Here is a 22,404-nt window from a genome sequence, read left to right as displayed (position 1 = left end):
ATTAAACATAAGAAAAAGTCGGCAGGTGAATAATGGAAAACTACCAGAAAGTAAAAAAACGAATAAAAAATTTCGGACCCGGCATAATAACGGGAGGAGCAGACAACGACCCAGCCGGAATAGTAACCTACACGATGATAGGTGCTACCACCGGACTTCATCAGCTCTGGCTTATGGTTCTTTCAACGCCTATGATGATAGCTGTTCAGGATTCCGTCGCAAGGATAGCAATAGTAACAGAAAAGAGTCTTTCCGAAGTCTTAAAAACTTTTTACACGAAGAAAACGGCAACAATTGTCATATCGCTACTGCTCATAGCAAACCTTTTCACAATAGCCGCTGATATGGAAGCGGTTGCACAGATATTTGAAATCGTAACAGGAATTCATACAATATACTGGTTAATACCTATAAACCTTCTGATAGGATACCTTGTAATTTTCAAAACCTACAGAACAATCAAAAAGATCCTGGTTTTCCTGACAGCCATACTTTCTGTTTACATATTTTCTGCGATAAAGTGCAAACCTGATATTGGAACTCTCATAATTAATACTTTTATTCCTCACATAAAACTGTCGGCAGCCTTTTTTATGGCCGCTTTAGGACTCCTCGGCACAACAATATCACCTTACATGATGTTCTGGCAGGCAACAGAAGAAAAGATAGAACACAAAACGGTCATTCAGATAGAAGATGCAACGTTTGACACAGTTTCTGGAATGGTCTATTCAAACTCAGTTGCTTACTTTATCATTGTTGCCGCCGCTTACACGCTGTTTAAACACCACATCCCCGTTTCGACGATAAAAGAAGCCGCAATAGCCATAAAACCTGTTGCAGGCAATTTCTCCTTTGCACTTTTCTCAATTGGAATAACCGCCGCCGGTTTCCTTGCCATACCTGTTCTTGCAGGCTCTTCAGCATACGCAATAGCAGACCTTTTCAGATGGCGGGAAGGATTCGAAGAGAAGATAAGCGGTGCAAAGGGATTTTACATCGTCTTTTTGGGCTCCCTGCTCCTAGGAGACATTATTAACCTTTCCCCAATGTCAGCGGTTGATGCCCTCTATTACAGCCAGATATTAGACGGAATTCTTCTGCCCTTTTTAGTTGCCGTCATAGCAATTGTAGCGAACAACAAAAAAATAATGGGAAACTTCACAAACACATTTTTTAATAATATATTTTGTTTAATAACATTTATTGTGGCGCTTGCTTGCACTTTCATAATGCTGTGGCAGCTAATTGTTTGATATAATAGCCGCTGCCCGACAAGTGCCGGCGTAGCTCAGATGGCCAGAGCGGGGCACTCGTAATGCCCAGGTCAAGGGTTCGAATCCCTTCGCCGGCACCATTTCTTTCTCCTTACCTTTTTCCAAAGTGGTATAATAAATCGTTCAAAATAAAGGTGTTTTGCCACTTTAGTACCGCTTTACCGTCCCAGGAGGATTAAATGCCAGAAAACAAAAAATACGACGCATCAGCGATTAAAGTTCTTGAAGGTCTTGAAGCTGTCAGGAAACGACCAGGAATGTACATCGGGGACACGGGAAGTTACGGACTTCATCACCTCGTATTTGAAGTTGTTGACAACAGCGTTGACGAAGCTTTAGCCGGTTACTGTACAGAGATAGAAGTAACAATTCACGAAGATAATTCTATAACGGTTGCTGACAACGGAAGGGGAATCCCCGTTGACATACATCCAGAATATGGAAAGCCTGCCGCGGAAATAGTTCTTACTGTCCTTCACGCAGGCGGAAAGTTTGAGAAAGAGGCATACCAGTATTCAGGAGGCCTTCACGGAGTAGGTGTATCGGTAGTCAACGCACTTTCAGAGTGGCTGATAGTTGAAATTCACAGAGACGGAAAAGTTTACAAACAAACATATGAAAAAGGGAAACCGGTAACTGCATTCACGTGCATCGGTGAAACACACAAAAGAGGAACAATAGTAACTTTTAAACCAGATCCTGAAATCTTTGAAGTAACAGAATTCAGCTGGGACATACTGGCCAACAGACTTAGAGAACTCGCATTTTTAAATAAAGGATTGAAAATAACGCTCATAGACGAAAGGGAAGAACCCGCTAAAAAAGAGGTCTTTTACTACGAAGGGGGTATCGTTGAATTTGTCAAAAAGATAAACGAAAAGAAAGGCCCCCTTTTCCCTGATCCTATTTACATGGAAGGTGCAAAGAACGATGTTATCGTAGAGGTTGCCCTCCAGTACAACTCCACATACTCTGAACAGATTTTCAGCTTTGTAAACAACATCAACACAAGAGAAGGCGGTACGCACGTAGCAGGATTTAGAAGCGCTCTAACAAGGGCTGTAACCAAGTTTATTGATGAAAACAACCTGATACCAAAAAACGCGAAAGTTTCAATAACGGGAGACGATGTAAGAGAAGGACTTGTAGCTGTTATCTCCGTTAAAGTTCCAAATCCCCAGTTTGAAGGACAGACAAAGGCAAAACTTGGAAACTCCGAAGTTAAGCCGATTGTAACATCCGTCGTTTACGAAAAACTTACGGCATTCTTAAATGAAAGACCCGACATTGGAAGGAAGATAGCAGAAAAGGTAATAACCGCAGCAAGGGCAAGGGAAGCAGCAAAAAGGGCAAGGGAAATGACCAGGAGAAAGAGTGTCCTTGAAGAATTTTCCCTGCCTGGAAAGCTTGCAGACTGTTCAGAGAGAGATCCAGAAAAAACGGAACTGTACCTTGTTGAGGGTGACTCTGCCGGTGGAAGTGCAAAACAGGGAAGAGACAGAAGATTTCAGGCTATTTTACCGTTAAAAGGTAAAATCATAAACGTTGAAAAGGCAAGAATAGAAAAGGTTCTCTCAAACGATGAAATTAAGACAATAATAACGGCACTGGGAACAGGTGTCGGAAGCCACTTTGACATATCAAAGCTCCGCTACCACAAAATCATAATAATGACAGACGCCGATGTTGACGGTGCCCATATCAGAACGCTACTTTTAACATTCTTCTTCCGCCAGTTTCCTGAAATTGTGGAAAAAGGATATCTCTACATCGCACAACCTCCCCTTTACAGGATAAAAAAAGGCAAGAAAGAGATGTACATCAAATCAGATGCAGAATTTGAAAAAGTCGTTGCTGACTTTGCTCTTGACACTTTAACGCTACTTGACGGTAAAGGAAAGGGAATAGAGAAGGAAGAAGGCCTGAAAATTGTCGAAGAGATAAGAAAACTCAACGAAATCATTTCTATCCTTTCGAGAAAAAGAAACAGAGAAATTGTAAACGCACTTTTAAGAGCACAGGCAGATTATAAAGATCTATACAACAGAGAAAAAACAGAAAAACTCGTAGAAAAAATTAGAGAAAACCTGCCCGAATCAATGAAAGAGAGTGAGATAAGGATAAAAGAAAACAAAGATTCCTGCTGTTTCTTCATCGAGATAGACATCCCCTTTGACAACTACCTTACAAAAACCGTTATCGTTGACGAAAAACTCCTAATTTCTGACCTGTTTAAACGGGCAAAAGGACTTAAGGCACGAATAAGAGAATATCTTGGCCAGCCGCCGTACAGATTGAAGAAGAAAAATGAAACACTTGAGTTTGAGACGATAGACGAACTCTACGACTTTATCCTGAAAATCGGAAAGGAAGGCATATACATCCAGCGCTACAAAGGACTTGGCGAAATGAATCCTGATCAGCTGTGGGAAACAACAATGAATCCTGAAAACAGAACGCTGCTCAAAGTATCAGTAGAAGACGCTGTGAATGCCGACGAAATATTCACCATCCTTATGGGTGACAAGGTTGAACCAAGAAGAGAATTCATTCAGAAATTTGCCAGAGAGGTTAGAAACCTCGACATCTAAAGTGAGCGCTATGCTCACTTTTTCTTTTTCTTTCTATTACTGAACAATCTTAAAACAGAAAAAACAGCATTAAATGTTTCAACAAAAGAATTAACCGTATCCCTTAAAGACTCTACCGTCTCTTTAACAACATCAACAGTACCCTTAACAGTATCAGCCACTTCTGAAACTTCAGGTTCTGTCCTTTCAAGGAATTCACTTAAATTTTTGAGAAAAGAATAAACACCAAGTGCCATAACAACGATTGAAATAGTGATAACGACCATACATACTGCTATAATAACTAAAGAAACAGACTCAGCACTCATAACACCTCTCCCTTACGCATCTTGTCAATATTGTACCACTTATTATATTTATAATGTGGAAAACTACTTGCAAATGGTTATGATTAGTCACAACTTACGAATGGTTAATGTTACATATTAGCAACAAGTATTGACTTACAGAATTAAAAGTTATATTATTTATCAGGTCTGGCAGGCCGCAACTTACTGTTGTTGTAATTTTAGTATAAACCTCTTTAGATAAAAGGAGCATCCAATGAAAAATATAGAAACCATGGTTGAAAATTTCAAGAAAACCGCCCGCTCGAAAGGTATGAAAATTACACCCCAGAGGGTGGCAATTTACAGAGAGCTCATAAGCAGACACGACCATCCGTCAGCAGAAGATATCTACGATGCCCTTAAAGGGAAATTCGCAGGAATATCCCTCGCTACAGTGTATAGGACACTAACAAGCCTTGAAAATGCAGGTCTTGCAGTGAAAGTTGCAACTGTTAACGGCGTTGCAAGATTCGATGGAAAGATAACGCCCCACAGCCACTTTATCTGTAAAATGTGTGGAAGAGTGGTGGATATAGACTGTGATGTAAATGTAGAAATGGAAAAACTCAAAAAATACAATTTCAGCGTTGAAAAGTGCGAAGTAATCTACTACGGTGTCTGCGATAAATGTCAGAACTAAATGGTGCGGTGCTACCGCACCACTTTTAAATTTAACCCACCCCTCCTCTTCATTTGATAGAATTACCTCAGGAAATTTTCTCAAGGTGAAAAAATGAAATACAAGCTCTTTATGGATCCCGTTTACGATGAATTTGTAATGATAGAAAAAGGGGGAACAGGAGAAAAAATCATCAACTCTCCTCTCACGCAACGCTTAAGATACATAAGACAACTTGGTCCCTGCTACTTTGTCTATCCCGGTGCGGAACATACCCGTTTTCAACATTCATTAGGCGTTTACTGGCTCGTAACAAAAGCTTTTGGCTTTTTAGAAAAGAAAGGCTACTCTGTTGATGAAAGTTTAAAATTCAACATAAAAATCGCAGCTCTAACTCACGACCTTGGCCACTCTCCCTACTCCCACGCCCTTGAGAAAAAAATAATCCCTTACAGCCACGAAGAACTAACATTAAAAGCACTTGAAATGCTCGAATCAGAAGGTACCGTAGAAAGTTTAACCGTTAAAAATGTAAAAAAGATAATAAAAAAGGAGTTCCCGATTCCTTTTGGACACCAGCTTATCTCAAGCCAACTTGATTGTGACAGACTTGACTACTTAAGGAGGGACGCCTTCCATACAGGCGTAAGCTTTGGAAAGGTTGACGTTAACAGGATACTTGCATCTATTGAGATTGAAGATAACAACCTCGTCTGGAATTACAAAGGATTTAACGCCCTTGAATCGTACGTTATGTCAAGGTACCAGATGTACTGGACTGTCTATTTTCACCCTGTAAACATCTCGGCTCAGGTTCTTCTACAAAAATTGCTAAAAAGGCTCAGGCACTTGCTGTCAAACGGTACAACAGTTGAAATGGATTCTCTGCTTAAAGAAACAATAAAGACAAAAAGTGTTGAAAAGTTCTTCATGTTAACTGACGCTTCTGTAATCTCTTCCGTGTATCAATTTACTTTATCAAAAGATCCTGTGCTTGAAGATTTAAGCCGAAGATTTGTAAAGCGATACTTCTTTAGAGCCATAGAGATAGAAAGTCCTCAGATCGTACTTGAAGCAAGAGAAAAACTGATAAAAGAAGGCTTTGACCCTGAATACTATATGGATGTAATAGAACCTTCAAAGGTCGCTTACTCTTACTATTCACCGGAAAAACTTGACGCGATACTTGTAAAGATGAACGGTAAAATAGAAGAAGTTTCAAACATAGCACCAACAGATGCTCTTAAAGCACTATCCCGCCGTGTCAAAAAAGCTCTGCTTTTCATCCCTCCTGAAGTAAAAATTTTCTAAATCAAAAATAAAAAGGGGGGCTTTAAAGCCCCCCTTTAAATATTGGCAATTAAGAAGTTTACTCTGCCTCTTCAGCTTTTTCACAGTACTGCCATGTAACTTTTCTGTATTCTTTCCTTCCTGTTCCGGCGGGAATAAGTCTTCCGATAATAACGTTTTCTTTAAGACCTCTGAGATAATCCCTCTTACCTCTAACTGCTGCCTCAGATAGAACCCTCGTTGTCTCCTGGAAGGAAGCAGCAGAGATAAAGCTTTCCGTAGAAAGAGCCGCCTTTGTGATACCCGTAAGAACAGGCTTGGCTTTAGGTGGCCGCTTGCCTTCCTTAAAGAGTCTCTCTCTCACTCTTTCAAACTCCTCTCTGTCAACGATCTCTTCAACAAGGAAGTTACTGTCGCCAGCGTCCTCTATCTTAACCTTTCTGAGCATTCTCTTGATAATTACTTCAAAATGCTTGTCGTTAATCTCAACGCCCTGAGCACGGTAAACAGACTGAACCTCATCAAGGAGGAATCTCTCAACAGCTCTTTCACCCATGATGGCAAGTATGTCGTGAGGATTAAGCTGACCGTCCGTCAGAGGCTCACCGGCTTTAACGTAGTCTCCCGTTCTCACATAAATATACTTTCCTTTTGGAACTTCGTATTCCCTTTTAACGCCGGTTTCAGGATTGAGGATAGTTATCTTTTTCTTAGCTCTCTCTGTTTCAACATAAACCTTACCGTCAATTTCAGCAAGAATTGCCGCATCTTTTGGCTTTCTCGCTTCAAGAAGTTCCGCGACTCTCGGCAGACCACCGGTAATGTCCTTTGTTCCTCCAATTTTTCTCGGAAGCCTTGCCAGAGATGTTCCAACTGTAACCTTTTCACCTTCTTTAACCATTATACGGGAACCAACAGGAAGAGGATAGAAATCAACAACTTCACCGTTTTCATCAACTATTTCAATTGTTGGCTCGTATGGAAGGGTCCTGTACTCAAGAACAACAGGTTCTGTTTCAGAAATGGTAACTCCCGGAATAATATCTTTATACCTGACAGTACCGGATTTGAGGGCAAGAATAGGTACAGCGAGTGGATCCCACTCGACAAGTATCATTCCAGGCTTCACCTGCTGACCATCTTTAACCCTCAAGTAAGAGCCGTAAGGAATATCATACCTTTCAAGGTGTTTACCTGTCTTCTCATCAACAACGGCAATTTTTCCGGCTCTGTTAATGACAATGACATTCCCTTCAGTATCGGTAATCGTGTTAACATCAAAGACTTTAACGATTCCCTCATGTTTGGCCTTGTATTCAGATTCTTCAGCACCACGCATGGCAATACCACCAATGTGGAAGGTACGCATGGTAAGCTGGGTTCCCGGCTCACCGATTGACTGGGCAGCAATAATACCCACAGATTCTCCTAACTGAACCGGCCTTCTCCTTGCAAGGTCTCTTCCGTAACATTTGGCACAAACACCAAATGGTGCCTTACAGGTCATAACAGATCTAATCTTAACCTTATCTATACCAAGATCTTCAATCCTCTGCGCCATTTCATCTGAAATCTCTTCGTTCTTGCGAACCAGAATCTCACCTGTTATAGGATCGGATATGTCTTCAGCAGCGTATCTTCCTGCAATCCTTTTAGCAAGCGGAATAACAATCTCACCCGCTTCCATGAGAGCAGAAATCTCAATACCGTCATCGCACCCGCAGTCTTCCATCGTTACAATAATATCCTGAGCAACATCAGCGAGTCTCCTTGTCAGGTAACCGGCGTCAGCAGTTTTAAGAGCGGTATCGGCAAGACCTTTTCTTGCACCGTGAGTTGAGATAAAGTACTCAAGGACTGTCAGACCTTCACGGAAACTTGAAATAATAGGTGTTTCAATGATTTCACCGGAAGGCTTGGCCATAAGACCCCTTAAACCTGCAAGCTGACGAATCTGCTGCTGGCTACCACGAGCACCGGAGGAGAGCATCATGTAAACTGGATTGAAAGTACCATCGTCTGGAAGCCTTCCACGGCTGTCAATATCGTGAGTTTTCATGTACTCCATCATGTCTTTGGTTATCTGCTCCGTAACCCTTGTCCATATATCAACTATCTTGTTGTACCTTTCATCCTTAGAAAGAAGGCCTTTTCTGTAACCTTCCTCTATCCTCTCTACTTCCTTCTTAGCCTTTTCAACAAGCTCTTTCTTCGTAGGTGGAATATGAAGATCATCTATACCGATTGAGAGACCACCAAGCGTTGCCATGAGAAATCCGTTTTCCTTTAACCTATCAAGCATATCAACGGTAACTTCATTACCGAATTTTTTGTGAATGTCGGCAATCATGGCAGCAATGGCTTTCTTGCTCATTACCCTGTTAATGTAGGGATAATCCTCTGGAAGGAGCAGATTAAACTTTATCCTTCCGGCCGTTGTTTCAACAAGTTCAGGTTTTCCTGTTTCACTCTTGTGGGCAGGAATTCTAACCTTAATCTTTGCGTGGAGATCTATAAGACCAAGATCAAGGGCCCTGAGTGCCTCGTTAAAGTTAGCAAATATCTTTCCTTCACCTTTAGCACCTTTCTTCTCAAGTGTAATGTAGTAAAGACCAAGAACCATGTCCTGAGACGGAACGGCAAGAGGCCTTCCGTGAGCTGGTGAAAGAATGTTCTGAGTTGAAAGCATAAGTGTGTAAGCTTCAAGCTGCGCCTCAAGGGAAAGAGGGACGTGAACGGCCATCTGGTCACCATCAAAGTCAGCGTTAAACGCCGCACAGACAAGAGGATGAAGCTTAATAGCCTTACCCTCAACAAGTATCGGTTCAAAAGCCTGAACAGAAACTCTGTGAAGTGTCGGCGCACGGTTGAGAAGAACAGGGTGTTCTTTAATAACCTCTTCAAGGCATTCCCATACTACCGGATCCTGCCTTTCAACCATCTTCTTGGCTTGCTTGACCGTATTAGCGTAGCCTTTCTCTTCCAGTCTTCTGTATATAAACGGCTTAAAGAGTTCAAGTGCCATAATTTTAGGAAGACCGCACTGGTGCATCTTAAGGTCAGGACCGATAACGATAACGGCACGACCTGAGTAGTCAACTCTTTTACCCAAAAGGTTCTGCCTGAATCTTCCCTGCTTTCCTCTCAAAACATCTGAAAGAGACTTAAGAGGATGTCCCTTGGAACTTCTTACAGGCCTTCCTCTTCTTCCGTTATCTATGAGAGTATCAACCGCTTCCTGAAGCATTCTCTTTTCGTTTCTGATGATAATGTCAGGAGCATCAAGCTCTATAAGTCTTTTAAGACGGTTATTCCTGTTAATAACCCTTCTGTAAAGGTCGTTAAGGTCAGATGTTGCAAACCTGCCACCTTCAAGAGGAACTAAAGGTCTCAATTCCGGTGGAAGAACAGGAAGAACCTCAAGAACCATCCACTCAGGCTTGTTATCACTTTCTATGAAAGCCTCTACAAGTCTTAATCTTTTAACCAACTTTTTAAGTTTAGCTTCTGTTGTATCTTTTCTTGTAGCCCTTCTGATTTCTTCCTTTACAAGCTCTTTGCTCTGAATTTTTCCAAGCTCAACAAGGTAGTCAACATACCAGTCAAGGGCTTTTCCACCTTTTTCAACTTTCAGCGTGCATGTTTCCGAAATCTTCTTGAAGTCTTCGTAAGGAATAATCTGTCCTTTTTCAAGGTTGCTATCTCCAGGCTCAACTACAACAACAAGTGTTTTCTTAACAATACCAATAATGGTGTCTTCTGAAAGACCTGTGTAGTAAGAAATTGTTTCAACTGCCGCCTTAAATACGTTGGGCAGTCTCTTCTGAAGATCGCTGTTGATACCGTCAATCTCACCAGAGTACATTCTTATCTCTTCACGAAGCTCCTCGGCAAGGTCTTCAAGGTTAACCCTTTTAAGAGCTTCTTTTATGGCTTCGGCACCAATACCAACCTCAAAGGCATCCTCGCCAACTTCCTCTATCTTTTCCCTGTACTCTTCTTCTGTTAATATTTGAAACTGTTTAAGGCCTGTTTCTTCCTCATCGCCTGGATCAAGAACTATGTAGCTTTCAAAGTAAACAACCCTTTCAACTTCCCTTACAGAAAGTCCTAAAAGGGCACCTATTTTACTTGGAACTGACTTTACGTACCAGATGTGCGTACACGGAGCTGCAAGTTCAATGTGACCGAACCTTCTTCTTCTCTCTCTCGAAAGAGTAACTTCTACACCGCATCTATCACAAACTACACCTTTATATTTTGAACCCCTGTATTTTCCACAGAGACATTCCCAATCCCTTACAGGTCCAAATATTCTCGCACAGAAAAGTCCGTCCTTCTCTGGCTTTAATGTCCTGTAATTAAGTGTCTCTGGCAGCTTTACTTCACCGTAAGACCACTCCTTAATTTTTTCAGGTGAAGCAAGGCCAATCTCTATTGCATCAAAATCAAAGGTTTTAGGTTCTTCTGAAAAGATAATCTCTTTCACTACAGCTCCTCCTGCAAAGGATTCTTTATGCTAAAGGGGGCAAAGCCCCCAAACTGTTACTCTTCTTCTTTCTCTTCAAATAGTTTTTCAGCCTCGCTCTTCTCAGGCTCTGCTTCTTCTATCTGCTTGATGAATTTAACATCAAGGGCAAGTGCTTTAAGCTCTCTAACAAGAACGTTAAATGATTCAGGAAGTCCAGGTTCAAATGTGTACTTTCCTTTTACGATAGATTCGTAAACCCTTGACCTTCCTTCAACATCGTCAGACTTAACCGTAAGCATCTCCTGAAGCGTGTAAGCAGCACCGTAAGCTTCAAGTGCCCAGACTTCCATCTCACCAAATCTCTGACCGCCAAACTGTGCCTTACCACCAAGTGGCTGTTGAGTAATGAGTGAGTAAGGACCTGTTGAACGGGCATGAATCTTATCGTCAGCAAGGTGAATAAGCTTGAGCATGTACATGTAACCAACGGTAACGTCCTGGTCAAACGGCTCTCCAGTAAGACCATCATAAACTGTGAGTCTTCCCGTTTCAGGAAGTCCCGCAAGCTTGAGAAGTCTCTTAATCTCTTTCTCTTTAGCACCCATAAAAATAGGTGATTCAAACCTGATACCCTTTGAAAGCTTCTTGGCAACCTCTCTCAGTTCATCGTCAGATAGAGAATCTATAAGCTTGCTTATGTTTTCATCGTTATAGATAGCTTTTATTTCTTCCCTTACAAGGTCAAGTCCAACCTTCATAAGCTTTTCAATCTTCTTACCAAGCTCTTTAGCAGCAAGACCAAGGTGAACTTCAAGAATCTGTCCAACGTTCATACGAGATGGAACGCCAAGAGGGTTAAGAGTAATGTCAATTGGTGTACCATCTTCAAGGAAAGGCATATCTTCAACAGGTCTTATCTGGGAAACAACACCCTTGTTTCCGTGACGACCTGACATCTTATCACCAATTGTAAGCTTACGCTTGGTTGCTATGTAAACCTTGACAACCTTATTCACACCAGCAGGAAGGTCATGTCCCATTTCAAGGGCAGCTTTCTTCTCTTCATAGATGTTTTCAATAAGCGCAATCTTATCAACAGCCTTGATCCTTATCTCTTTAAGCTTCTTCTCAACTTCAGCGTCATCTATTATTGAAGGCTTACGAAGGGCAAAGAAGACAACATCGTTAACTTTATCTTCAGTTATCTTTTCACCGGCAGCAACAAGAAGATTGCCGTTAGCGTCGTAAACGTCTTCCTTAACAGCCTTTCCAACGATAAGTTCAGCAGCCCTTCTGTCCCTGTCTGCTTTAACAAGACCTATCTCTTCCTGCTTGGCCCTTTCGAGTTTTGCCTTCTCTTCACTCTCTATAAGCTGTGTTCTAACGTCTTTCTTCTCTCCCTTCCTTGAGAGAATCTTAACATCAATAACAACACCTTCCACACCGTGAGGCACGTAGAGTGAAGAATCTTTAACACCTTTTGCCTTCTCACCGAAAATAGCCTGGAGCAGCTTCTCTTCAGGCGTTAGAACCTGCTCTCCTTTTGGCGTAACCTTTCCAACTAAGATGTCGCCGGGCTTCACATAGGTTCCGATTCTCACAATTCCTGATTCGTCAAGATTCTTAAGCAGAGACTCGGGAACGCCCGGAATATCTCTTGTTATCTCTTCTCTTCCAAGCTTTGTTTCTACTGCCTCACACTCAAGTTCCTGTATGTGAATTGAAGTATAAACATCGTCTTTCAAAAGTCTTTCACTGACGAGGATGGCATCCTCAAAGTTGTAACCGCGCCATGGCATAAATGCAATGAGAACGTTCTTACCAAGGGCAAGCTCACCGTTATCCATTGAAGGACCATCTGCGATTATTTCGCCTTTTTCAACCCTTTGACCTTTTTTAACGATAGGTCTCTGGTTGAAGCAGGTTTTCTGGTTTGACTTCTTGAACTTTTTAAGCTCATAAACGTCAAAACCTGTATCAACGGAAAGTCCGCCTTCCGTTATCTCTTCCGGATCAACCTTTATGATTATCTTGTCAGCAGTTACGCTCTCAACGATACCTGAACGCCTTGCAACAACAGCGTTTCTACTGTAAAGAGCAACCGGCTTCTCCATACCTGTGGCAACAAACGGTGCCTCTGTCTTAACTAAAGGAACAGCCTGACGCTGCATGTTTGAACCCATGAGGGCACGGTTGGCGTCATCGTGCTCAAGGAATGGAATGAGAGAAGCTGATACTGAAAAGACCTGCTTAGGTGAAACGTCCATAAACTGAACTTCTTCTTTCTTTACAAGTTTGAACTCGGCTTTGTGCCTTGCCATTACCATGTCAGAGGTAAGGTTGCCCTCTTCATCAACAGGGGCGTTAGCCTGAGCAATAATGTAGTTCTCCTCTTCATCGGCTGTCATGTAAACAATCTCATCGGTAACCTTTCCGTTAACGACCTTTCTGTAAGGCGTCTCAAGGAAGCCAAGCCAGTTAATCTTTCCATATGTGGTAAGAGAGTTAATGAGACCGATATTCTGACCTTCTGGCGTTTCAATTGGACAGATACGGCCGTAGTGGGATGGATGAACATCACGCACTTCAAATCCAGCTCTTTCCCTTGTAAGACCACCAGGGCCAAGTGCTGAAAGACGTCTCTTATGCGTTGTCTCTGAAAGTGGGTTTGTCTGATCCATGAACTGGCAGAGCTGTGTAAGGTTGAAGAACTCATTTAAAGGATTAAGTGCCGTTCTTGGATTTATAAGATCCTGAGGCATAACAGACTCAACATCAGCAACACCAAGCTTTTCCCTTACAGCTTTTTCAAGCTTGAAAAGACCTGACTTAAAGGCTATCTCTGCAAGTTCGCCAACGCCTCTAACCCTTCTGTTACCAAGGTGGTCAATATCGTCGTAACCTCTAATTCCAGCATGAACCTCAAGTAATGCCTTAACAGTTCCTACAATGTCTGCTTTGTGAAGAAGTCTTCCAGCCTCGTCGTAATCAGGCTCAACCGCTATCTTATCAACGCTGGTAAGCTCTAAAAGTTTAATTGCAACTTCCCTGTCAAGAAATGTTCCTTTCGTTATAACAATGTCACCATCTTCGTTTTTAACATCTTCAGCAATTCTAAGAGGAGGCAGCCAGTCTATAAAAGTGAGATCTTCTTTCGTTATTTCTTTAAGTTTTTCCTGAGGATAAACCTTTTCGTTAATTTTTGCCCTGCCAACCCTTGAAAGGTCGTAGTGCTTGGTGCTGAAAAACATAGTTTCAAATAGTCTTTTAGCACCTTCAACGGTAGCCGTATCACCGGGTCTAACCTTTCTAAAAATCTCAACGTAAGCAGCGATAAGGGGATCGTCTATCTTTTCTCTAACTCTGTCCTTCTTCTCTTTTCTCAAAGTGTTAATAATAACAGCACCGTAAGGCTTTGCTTTTCTGTGAACTGCTTTAAACTCAGCACCTTCAGGAAGTTTCCTTGAACTTGTTGAAAGTTCCTCATAAGCTTCCTGAACGACTTCACCCGTTTCAGGATCTATTAAATCCTCAATGAGGTAGTATCCAAGCATATCTTCGCTGGACTTAACATTGCCCTCTTCATCAACTATTTCACCGTTTACGATTTTAAATTTCTCTACAACATCCCCATAAAAGATGTTTATAATCTGCTCATCAGTTCTTACGCCAAAAGCTCTTAAAAGGTAGGTTCCAAGAAATCTTCTCTTTCTGTCTATCTTAACGTAGAGAACCTCATTGTGGGGAATTTCAAACTCTATCCATGAACCCATTGCAGGGATTATGCTTGCAATATCAATAATCCTTGCAACCGTTGTCGTTTTGGAAACTTCATTTTTAAAGAAAAGACCGGGAGATCTGTGAAGCTGGCTGACAACAACTTTTTGAGTACCATTAATAATGAACGTTCCCCTCTCTGTCATGAGAGGAATTTCACCAAAATACATCTTGTTTTCTTTTATAATCGGAGCTATCTTTTCGCCGGTTTTTGGATCTTTCTGCCACACGTGAAGCTCAAAAAGAACCCTTAAAGGTGCGGTGTAAGAGATACCCCTTTCTATACATTCGTCAGGAGTGTACTTTGGTCTAAATACAACTTCCATTCCACAGTTGGGACATACAACTCCTTTCCCACCAAGGCCCTGATATTTTCCACATTTACAGTACCAATCGCCTATTTCATAGCCTTTATAGTGAATTTCAACACCGGACGCCTCATCAACTATCGGAAACGCCTGTCTAAAAGCTGATTCAAGTCCAGTATTTTCCCTCTTCTCAGGATGCTTATTGAGCTGCAGAAATCTTTCATAGGATTCAAAAGGAAATTCAAGAAGATCCGGAATTGGAAGAACTTCTTTTCTATCTGCGAAGGTTTTTCTGGGGAGGGATTTTTCTAATTTGACACCCGTTGCCTTTTTGACTGCCTGTGTTCTACTCATACTGCACCCTCTTTTTTGGTTTTTAAAAATAGGATAAGGGTGGTTGTCAGATTGACAACCACCCGCCGAAAAAGGTAATTTATTACCCGGTCTCTAAATTTTCAATATGTTACTTAACTTCTACTTCTGCTCCAGCTTCTTCAAGCTTCTTAGCAATCTCTTCAGCCTCTTCCTTAGATACGCCTTCTTTTACCGGGCTTGGAGCACCGTCAACAAGAGCCTTTGCTTCTTTAAGTCCGAGACCTGTAATTTCTCTAACAACCTTGATAACCTGAATCTTTTTAGCACCCGGGCTTTTGAGAATAACGTCAAATTCTGTTTTCTCAGCTGCAGCAGCTTCACCTGCACCACCTGCAGCAACAGGACCAGCAGCAACAACAGGCATATCAGATACGCCAAACTTTTCCTTGATGAGGTTGATGAGCTCTACAAGCTCAAGTACTGTCATGTTTTCAATTGCTTCTACTATTTGCTCTTTTGTGATTTCAGCCATTCTTTACCTCCCTATAAATTAAGCTGTTTCTCTCTCGCTTTTTACGTTTTCAAGCACAAAAACAAGTTTCTGGAAGAGATTTTCCAGAGACCAGGCTATTGCATTTACCGGATACTTCAATGCAAAAGCAAGCTGTCCAAGGAGTTCTTCCCTTGAAGGAACAGAAGCAAGAGCCTTAAGCTGTTCGTAATCAGCAACTTTACCTTCGATAACGGCTGCTTTAAACTTCAGCTTCTCATCTTCCTCGATGAATTTTTTGAGGGCCTTTGCAGCAGCTACAATGTCATCAAAGGCAAAAGCAATACCAGTAGGACCGACAAACTTGTCAGCAATCTGCTCAACCGGTGTCCCCGGATAAGCCTTTCTCATCAGGGTGTTTTTAACAACCCTGTACTCAGCACCGGCTTCTCTAAGAACTCTTCTAAGGGCGTTACTTTCTGCAACCGTCATGCCCTGAAAGTCTGTGAGAACAACAAGCGGTGCCTTTTCAAACTTTTCTTTTAATTCTTCAATGATAACCGCTTTATCCTTTCTCGTTTTCAAAGGAGCTACCTCCTTAAGGTTTTAAAAGGCGGGATTGTAGAGGGAGGGGCTAATTGAGATAGAAAGAAACAGCTCTCCTCCGGTCTCAGCAGGCTGTCCTTTTAGGACATTTAAGCTCACGCACCTACCCTCTACGACCGCCACACTGTCAGGTGTAATTATATGTACTGTTTCTACATTGTCAAGAAAAAATTCACCACTTCCGCTAAAAATTCAAACATAGCTTTCAGGAAATATCGAACAGTTGAGCTTCTCTCTTCATAAGTCTATTAAACAGCGTATCCCAGAAGTAGTTAGAAGACTTTCTTACCGCAGCGTTCACGTTAGAGTTATAAAACTTTTCTGAATCTTCCAGCTCACCACCTAAAAGCTCAAAAAGGGTATCTTCCCTTAAAGCTTTATCTATCTTATCCTGATTGTAAAGAAAAAAATCAGCCACAACCGTTCTTGCGAGCCTTTCAGCTTTTCTCAAATCTTCCTGCATCCTTTCCTCCTCCAACGTTAAAGCACAACCCTCCTCAACATTTTACTACATTTCTTCTTTTTCGGTAAATGTATGAATGCCACACTCTAACTTCCCTTTCCCCGGCCACCTTCCAGAACGTTCATCATCGGAAATAGGAAGAGAAGTGCACGGAACACATCCGAAAGATGTGTAACCTTTGTCATACAATGGATTATACGGAAGTTTATTCTTAAAAACATAATTCCAGACCTTTTTCCTGTCCCAATCGGCAACAGGCGCCAGCTTTGTTATTCGCCTTCCCGAGGGTAGTCTGTGTATTTCCACTTTTTTCAGATTCTTTCTGGTTAGTGATTGATCCCTTCTCATTCCTGTAATCCAGAGATCAACTCCATCCTCAAGGAATCTATCAAGTGGGGCAACTTTCCTTAACCTGCAGCAAAGATCAGGATCACGATTCCAGAGCTCTTTTCCGTATTTCTTACCCTGTTCTTCAAGAGAAAGCGCAGGCTCAACAAAGATAAGATTAATGTTCCACTTGTTCTTTAGATATTCTGCAAACTCGTAAGTCTCTTTAAACAGAAGACCTGTATCAATAAGAACTACTTCTATATCAGGTTTAATTTTTAAAGCCATGTCAAGAATAACCACACTATTAACACTAAACGAAGAAGTAATGACAGGACGGGAAGATGAAAGGATGAATTCTTCAAGAAGTTCTTGAGGTGAAAAAGATTCATAATTTTTCACTGCAACCTCACAAAAATTTCTTAGCGGCTACAGTATAAGTTAACCCTTATTCCGCCGTTAGAAAAGGTGGTAACTCTTTTACATTTTATTCCGGTAACAGAGGCAAGTCTGTTAGAAGGGGCAAGAAACGCAACCTTAAATCCGGAAAACACCTTTTTAAGCCATCTACCGAAATCTCTATAAATCTCCTCTGGATTTACTTTTATCCTTTTTCCGTAAGGAGGATTGGTAACAATGTATGCAAGAGGTGGCAAACCATATTCAGGAAAGGAAGCAACTTTAAAAGAGATTTTTACACCGGCTGCCCCGGCATTCTTTACTGCAGCATCCACAGCCTCTTTAGAAATGTCAAAACCGAAAACCTGTGGAAATTCTGTAATTCCATCTTTAGCCTCTTCTAAAAGCTGATTCCACAAAACTTCATCGAAGTTTTTCCATTTCATAAAAGCAAAATCCCTCTTAAAACCGGGCGGTATGTTTGCACCTATCAAAGCAGCCTCTATCGGAATTGTTCCTGAACCGCAAAAAGGATCTATTAAAGGTGTTTTTCTATCCCAGCCTGAAGCAAGAATCATAGCAGAAGCAAGCGTTTCTCTAATCGGTGCTTCCGTTTCAACAACCCTGTATCCTCTTTTATGTAAAGATGCACCAGAACTGTTAACACTTACTGTGCAAAAATCGTTCTCAATTCTCACAACAATAGATGTCCCTTCATCCTCAAACTTTGCCTCTTCAAGCTGATGTTTCAATCTATGATGGATACCTTTTAAAATTCTCTCAGCAACTGCTTTAGAATGGTAAAGCTTTGACTTTTTACACGTTACCCTGACTTTGACTTTCTGGGGAAAAGGAAAATAGATATCCCATGGATACCTTGAAACCTTCTTAACAAGCTCTGAAAAAGTTGTAACCTTAAATGAAGCAACCCTGACAAGAATCCTGTTAGCCGTTCTCAGCCAGAGGTTGGAAAGGTAAAGCTCCCTCAAACCACCTTTAAACAAAGCACCGCCAGGAACAACTTTTCCTTCTATGCCTAAATCTTCAAGCTCTGAAAGTGTAATCTCTTCTATTCCCGGCTGAGAAACGGCAAAAAGCTTAAAAACTGTTCTACTTTCCATTGTTAAGCGTCCAGTGAACAATTCCTATCACTTCAACAATCGCATAAATAAGTGAACTTGTTAATATTCCATACTGTTTCGTTTTATAGGCATAAATTGCGTAAAGCGTTGACGCACAAAGTGCAACCATAAAGCCTATGTTAGGATAACCAAGAGCTGTAATAAAAAGCCCTGAAACACCAAACACGGATGCTACTATCTCAAGAATTTTCTCTCCTTTCGTCCTTTCCATAAACGACCCTCGAATAAGACTTGCAAAGGGGAATTTAGGTTAAATTTCTGATAAGGCAAACAGAACATCAGTTATAATCTCAATAAATAGATATTGAGGATACACCATGGCAGCCGAAGAACACACAAAAGCAGAACTATTAATAGAAATACTAAAAATACTCCTTCAAAGTGGCAGCTTCATAACGACAAGAGAAATTCATGAACGACTATTCGCAAACGGGATTTTATCTGACAAAAACCCGGCAGGGAAAGAGAGAAGGAAACTCAACAGGGCGCTGCAGTTCCTTGAAAGCATAGGATACGCAGAATCAAAATACCCGGAAATAAAGGGAAGAAAAGCTCAAGAGTGGCGTGCAAACCAGAAAGCATTTCCCGTTTTAACATCCATAACAGAAGAAGAGCTGGTATCCCTGCTTACTTTTAGCAGTTTCATACCTGAGAACTACAGAAACATTGAAATATTTAAACCGTTTGTTAACCTGATAAAGCGCCTGCAAAAGGAATTCAACAAGGAAAAGTTGGAACGCATAGAGTTCTCTTTCGTGTATGAACCTCAATTCCTTGAAAAATTCGTAGATGTAAATCAAAAAGACCTGAAATTAATCTACGAAGCAATCATAGAAGGCATGTCATTAATTGTAAGTTACAAGGGTTCCGAGTTTTTCAAAATTCAGCCGTTAAAAGTTTTTGTCTATAACGGCATAATGTACCTGTGTGCACTCATTGAAAACAAAACTTTCAGAACTTTTCACATTTCAGGGCTAAAAATCATAGACAAACATTCGGAAAAACCAGACAAATTCTTATCCCGCAAATTCCGAAAAACAACATTTCTGTTTGAAGAAGAAAAGCCTTTCCTTTTCGGTGCAAGAGTTGCATTTAAAGAATCCCTGAGCTTTTTCAAAAATCCCCTCTTATTCCCGACCCAATTCTACCTAAAAAAGGAAGAAGAGAGACATTTTGAAGTATTCCTCGTTGGATTCACAGGATACCGCTTTGCAAGCAGATTCTTAGTTGAGGAAATAATAGAAATCCTCCCGCCCGACAAAAGCATAATCAAAAAAGCTAAAGAAAAAGAGCTTACAAAACACTACCCTGAACTAATCTACTCGCTAAAAGAAAACAGAAAACGCTTTCAATCATTCCTGAAAACATTTGACACGCTCATAAAACAGAGGCAGAAGCTCATCAGCAATATTGACCACTTGTGACTCACCCCGGCATTAATACACCGTTAAATCCATCGTTTCAGCAACCATAAAATCCCTTCGCAATTAGTCATTTAATGTCCAATAGTTTCCATATCTTTTCAAAAGAAATAAATCAAATAAGGAGAGAAAGGTGAAAATGGAAAATAAAGGAATCATATCTCAGGTTTATTTAAAGGAGTTTTTCCCGCGTAAGAACTTTCTGATAAGGGAAAACGTTTTAGATGTATTAAAATCCATAATATTTTTAATAGAACAGCAGTACCCTGAGTACAGGGTCTATACTGAAGAAACCATTTTTAAAAATGCTTTTGTAATTAACAGCATTTTTATCTTCAAAGGTGACAAACCCGTTGGTATTCTGAAGATAGACTGGGACAATTCCCTGTATGATGATAAATTCATAGAAGTTAATTTCTCTTACGCGCCTACCGAAGATGACAGGCCGGTAATTTCAAGAGTATGCGAAATATTAAAAGCAGAAAGTTTAGACAAAAGCCATATTTATATAAGGATTGATGCCAGCTGGCGGAGATCAATAAACTACTATCTTGAAGCTGAGGAATTTTTAAATCCGTTAATAAGGGAGCTATTTTACGGTATTGACGTTGAAGAATTGGCAAACGCCTTCCTCAGAGCACCTCAGGGAATCTTAATACTTTTTGGAGAGCCGGGAACGGGGAAAAGCAAATTAATCCAATACATCATCGGAAGGAGCCAGCACATTTTAAATAAGAAAGTAAAAATATTAATGCTAAAAGGAAAAAATGCTTTTAAGTCCAATGCTGACGAAGTAAATACATATATAGAAAACGACCTTGTAATACTTGATGACTTTGACTTTGTTTCACTGACAAGACGTGACGAAATCGTATCTGATATAGTCTCAACGATCCTTTCAGTAACAGACGGATTCTTACCTAAAAAAGCCAAAATAATAATAAGCACCAACAAAAGACTTAAAGAAATAGACCCTGCACTGCTTCGACCAAGCAGACTGTTTGACATTTTAGAGCTTAAACCCATTCCGAAGGAATATTTTGAATCCCTCTGCAAAAAATACCCGGAACTTTCTACCGGACTTGAACTTTTTGAAACCGTAGAAGAATTAAAAGTATCAGAGATTTTAGATTATATAGATAGAAAAAGAATCATTAAAAAAGATTACCTGATAGACAAAACCATTTCCAAAAGAATAAAAGCCTACTCTAAAGAAATAGGATTCTAAGAGGCAAAAATGAATAGAATAAGGCAGTTAACCGTAAAATTAGGGAAAAACGTCCTGCCGAGAGGATTAAAAGAGTATGCAAAATTATCGAATTTCTATTCCTTGAGAAAAATTCATGATTTTGAAATTGAATGCGATTTGATTCTGTTTGAAAGTAAAGAAGAAGCTCTTTCATTTTCAGTATCCCTCAAAGATTACATAAGCAGAGAGAATAGTATAAAAATCTTGGAAGAAATTGAAATGTGGATAACAACTAATCTATCAATTTCAGAGATTGAAAACATCAGCACGGCAATGATAAAAATAACATCCTGCTACCAGCTATTTGAAAAGCCTGAATGCAACAACATAAAACAATGGCTGATAGACCTTGAAACAAAAGCTTACACCCTGCGGGATGAACTCATTAATGCCTACTTTGGAAACCTTGATAAATACACTTTCAATTTAAACGTCTGGTTTATTCCAAAAAACGAAAGATACGAAATAGAACTATTTTCATCCAGCGATTTTAAATTTATCCCCTATATTTATTCTAAATCACAGAAAAGGGTAAAACAAAATATTTCAAATTCTCTCAGACATTCTCTATTTCTAAACAATTTTAAATACCTGCAGGAAACATGCAGAAACGAAGTTCTACAGATAAAAGACATAAAAGAAGCCTGTATTTCCCTAAACATATCGCAAGAAACAAAAATTGATTGGAGAGGTTAAAATGATTGGAGTAAAACCGACCATTCTTTTTGGCTTCCATTTAATAAATTATTCATTTTCCCCCGAAAAATCTAATTTCGGATAATACGGTGCACATACCATCATACTAAAAATCCCGTGATTGTAAGCTTCTTGCCCCTTCATATAAATTTTGAAGTTATCCAAGTTGAAAGAATCTATTGTTTTGCAGTAGAATCCAGCTATAGCTTCTTTAAATTTTGAATAAGTAATTTCCACACTGTTAGTTTCTAAATTGTAGAGATTTACTCTCTCAGGACTTTCCTTATATAAGAGATATTTTTGGCCATATTTCACTATCTCCTCTTTAACAACTTCCAAAAATTCTTTATAATTATTTAGTTTATAGGCAAAAATAGTTCCAGCTTTTTGTCCGGAACTTTTCTCTGTTAAAGATAAATAGAGTAGTCCATTCACTAAAAGGAATTATTTTATTTTCTCTCACACTTTTTAAACCAGTTCCATACAATAGAATAGCTCGTATATTTGCTTTCTTATAAACATTTCTTATTAAAGATTTGAGATTTTGTTTACATCCTTCCATATGGCTCTTTTCTCTATGTGCTGTAAACATAACGAATGAGCGGCTTTCAATAAAACTTATAACTCTATCGTA

Annotated in this window: 18 protein-coding genes and 1 tRNA gene; 8 read left to right on the top strand and 11 right to left on the bottom strand. The window is 40.2% G+C overall.

Going from position 1 to position 22,404, the window contains the following annotated elements; genetic code table 11:
- Window positions 1–32: 32 nt before the first annotated feature.
- From MV676_RS01345 to gyrB, 3 genes are all read left to right on the top strand, one after another.
- Window positions 33–1,256: a divalent metal cation transporter gene (locus MV676_RS01345; RefSeq protein ID WP_297444577.1), complete on the top strand. Its 1,224-nt coding sequence runs from the start codon at window positions 33–35 to the stop codon at window positions 1,254–1,256.
- Between the two features lie 24 nt (window positions 1,257–1,280).
- A tRNA-Thr gene (locus MV676_RS01340) sits at window positions 1,281–1,357 on the top strand.
- Window positions 1,358–1,456: 99 nt separating this feature from the next.
- Window positions 1,457–3,868, top strand: coding sequence for a DNA topoisomerase (ATP-hydrolyzing) subunit B (gyrB, locus tag MV676_RS01335; protein WP_297444576.1), 2,412 nt, complete (start codon window positions 1,457–1,459; stop codon window positions 3,866–3,868).
- A 14-nt stretch (window positions 3,869–3,882) separates the two neighbouring features.
- Here gyrB and MV676_RS01330 read toward each other — a convergent pair whose 3' ends face one another.
- A complete protein-coding gene (locus tag MV676_RS01330; protein WP_022846186.1) occupies window positions 3,883–4,176 on the bottom strand; it encodes a hypothetical protein in 294 nt (97 codons plus the stop codon).
- 235 nt (window positions 4,177–4,411) lie between these two features.
- On the opposite strand from MV676_RS01330, the gene MV676_RS01325 reads away from it, so the two are divergent.
- Both MV676_RS01325 and MV676_RS01320 read left to right on the top strand, forming a co-directional pair.
- Window positions 4,412–4,837 (top strand): Fur family transcriptional regulator, encoded by a 426-nt coding sequence (locus MV676_RS01325; RefSeq protein ID WP_297444573.1) that lies wholly within the window; start codon window positions 4,412–4,414, stop codon window positions 4,835–4,837.
- A 93-nt stretch (window positions 4,838–4,930) separates the two neighbouring features.
- Entirely contained in the window at window positions 4,931–6,127 is a 1,197-nt protein-coding gene (locus MV676_RS01320; protein WP_297444571.1) for an HD domain-containing protein, read from the top strand.
- A gap of 58 nt (window positions 6,128–6,185) precedes the next feature.
- Here the strand turns inward: MV676_RS01320 and rpoC are convergent, their stop codons facing one another.
- The 8 genes from rpoC to MV676_RS01280 all read right to left on the bottom strand — a co-directional run bounded on the left by rpoC (window position 6,186) and on the right by MV676_RS01280 (window position 18,615).
- Window positions 6,186–10,595, bottom strand: coding sequence for a DNA-directed RNA polymerase subunit beta' (gene rpoC / locus MV676_RS01315; protein WP_297444569.1), 4,410 nt, complete (start codon window positions 10,593–10,595; stop codon window positions 6,186–6,188).
- Between the two features lie 56 nt (window positions 10,596–10,651).
- Complete coding sequence (rpoB, locus tag MV676_RS01310; RefSeq protein ID WP_297444567.1) at window positions 10,652–15,016, bottom strand: DNA-directed RNA polymerase subunit beta; 4,365 nt, start codon at window positions 15,014–15,016, stop codon at window positions 10,652–10,654.
- 109 nt (window positions 15,017–15,125) lie between these two features.
- A complete protein-coding gene (gene rplL, locus MV676_RS01305; RefSeq protein ID WP_297444565.1) occupies window positions 15,126–15,509 on the bottom strand; it encodes a 50S ribosomal protein L7/L12 in 384 nt (127 codons plus the stop codon).
- An 18-nt stretch (window positions 15,510–15,527) separates the two neighbouring features.
- A complete protein-coding gene (gene rplJ, locus MV676_RS01300; protein ID WP_297444563.1) occupies window positions 15,528–16,052 on the bottom strand; it encodes a 50S ribosomal protein L10 in 525 nt (174 codons plus the stop codon).
- Window positions 16,053–16,278: 226 nt separating this feature from the next.
- Window positions 16,279–16,536, bottom strand: coding sequence for a hypothetical protein (locus MV676_RS01295; RefSeq protein ID WP_022846179.1), 258 nt, complete (start codon window positions 16,534–16,536; stop codon window positions 16,279–16,281).
- A 45-nt stretch (window positions 16,537–16,581) separates the two neighbouring features.
- Window positions 16,582–17,265, bottom strand: coding sequence for a phosphoadenylyl-sulfate reductase (locus MV676_RS01290; protein ID WP_297444561.1), 684 nt, complete (start codon window positions 17,263–17,265; stop codon window positions 16,582–16,584).
- 20 nt (window positions 17,266–17,285) lie between these two features.
- Window positions 17,286–18,383 (bottom strand): class I SAM-dependent RNA methyltransferase, encoded by a 1,098-nt coding sequence (locus MV676_RS01285; protein WP_297444559.1) that lies wholly within the window; start codon window positions 18,381–18,383, stop codon window positions 17,286–17,288.
- Window positions 18,373–18,615 (bottom strand): nicotinamide mononucleotide transporter, encoded by a 243-nt coding sequence (locus MV676_RS01280; protein ID WP_022846176.1) that lies wholly within the window; start codon window positions 18,613–18,615, stop codon window positions 18,373–18,375. Before MV676_RS01280 ends, MV676_RS01285 begins: the two co-directional genes overlap by 11 nt.
- A 106-nt stretch (window positions 18,616–18,721) precedes the next feature.
- Here MV676_RS01280 and MV676_RS01275 point away from each other — a divergent pair, with 106 nt between their 5' ends.
- The 3 genes from MV676_RS01275 (at window position 18,722) to MV676_RS01265 (ending at window position 21,770) form a co-directional block, all read left to right on the top strand.
- Window positions 18,722–19,828, top strand: coding sequence for a WYL domain-containing protein (locus MV676_RS01275; protein ID WP_297444555.1), 1,107 nt, complete (start codon window positions 18,722–18,724; stop codon window positions 19,826–19,828).
- Between the two features lie 136 nt (window positions 19,829–19,964).
- Window positions 19,965–21,053 carry an AAA family ATPase gene (locus MV676_RS01270; protein ID WP_297444624.1) on the top strand — a complete coding sequence of 363 codons (1,089 nt, stop codon included), beginning with the start codon at window positions 19,965–19,967 and terminating at the stop codon, window positions 21,051–21,053.
- Window positions 21,054–21,062: 9 nt separating this feature from the next.
- Window positions 21,063–21,770: a hypothetical protein gene (locus MV676_RS01265; RefSeq protein ID WP_022846173.1), complete on the top strand. Its 708-nt coding sequence runs from the start codon at window positions 21,063–21,065 to the stop codon at window positions 21,768–21,770.
- A 48-nt stretch (window positions 21,771–21,818) separates the two neighbouring features.
- Here MV676_RS01265 and MV676_RS01260 read toward each other — a convergent pair whose 3' ends face one another.
- Entirely contained in the window at window positions 21,819–22,109 is a 291-nt protein-coding gene (locus tag MV676_RS01260) for a hypothetical protein (protein WP_297444551.1), read from the bottom strand.
- A gap of 22 nt (window positions 22,110–22,131) precedes the next feature.
- The coding region (locus MV676_RS01255) for a hypothetical protein (protein ID WP_297444549.1) at window positions 22,132–22,404 on the bottom strand (273 nt) is incomplete at its 5' end.

The sequence above is a fragment of the Desulfurobacterium sp. genome (genome assembly GCF_027028515.1).
In the GTDB taxonomy this organism is placed as follows: Bacteria; Aquificota; Aquificia; order Desulfurobacteriales; family Desulfurobacteriaceae; genus Desulfurobacterium_A.
This window is presented reverse-complemented; position numbering and strand designations above follow the sequence as displayed.

Bases quoted from the DNA above. Each gene is read 5' to 3' on its own strand.
- gyrB (WP_297444576.1), top strand. From the start codon at position 1,457: ATGCCAGAAAACAAAAAATACGACGCATCAGCGATTAAAGTTCTTGAA.
- MV676_RS01280 (WP_022846176.1), bottom strand. From the start codon at position 18,615: ATGGAAAGGACGAAAGGAGAGAAAATTCTTGAGATAGTAGCATCCGTG.
- MV676_RS01275 (WP_297444555.1), top strand. From the start codon at position 18,722: ATGGCAGCCGAAGAACACACAAAAGCAGAACTATTAATAGAAATACTA.
- MV676_RS01285 (WP_297444559.1), bottom strand. From the start codon at position 18,383: ATGGAAAGTAGAACAGTTTTTAAGCTTTTTGCCGTTTCTCAGCCGGGA.
- MV676_RS01320 (WP_297444571.1), top strand. From the start codon at position 4,931: ATGAAATACAAGCTCTTTATGGATCCCGTTTACGATGAATTTGTAATG.
- MV676_RS01270 (WP_297444624.1), top strand. From the start codon at position 19,965: ATGGAAAATAAAGGAATCATATCTCAGGTTTATTTAAAGGAGTTTTTC.
- MV676_RS01325 (WP_297444573.1), top strand. From the start codon at position 4,412: ATGAAAAATATAGAAACCATGGTTGAAAATTTCAAGAAAACCGCCCGC.
- MV676_RS01330 (WP_022846186.1), bottom strand. From the start codon at position 4,176: ATGAGTGCTGAGTCTGTTTCTTTAGTTATTATAGCAGTATGTATGGTC.
- rplL (WP_297444565.1), bottom strand. From the start codon at position 15,509: ATGGCTGAAATCACAAAAGAGCAAATAGTAGAAGCAATTGAAAACATG.
- MV676_RS01295 (WP_022846179.1), bottom strand. From the start codon at position 16,536: ATGCAGGAAGATTTGAGAAAAGCTGAAAGGCTCGCAAGAACGGTTGTG.
- MV676_RS01345 (WP_297444577.1), top strand. From the start codon at position 33: ATGGAAAACTACCAGAAAGTAAAAAAACGAATAAAAAATTTCGGACCC.
- rpoB (WP_297444567.1), bottom strand. From the start codon at position 15,016: ATGAGTAGAACACAGGCAGTCAAAAAGGCAACGGGTGTCAAATTAGAA.
- MV676_RS01265 (WP_022846173.1), top strand. From the start codon at position 21,063: ATGAATAGAATAAGGCAGTTAACCGTAAAATTAGGGAAAAACGTCCTG.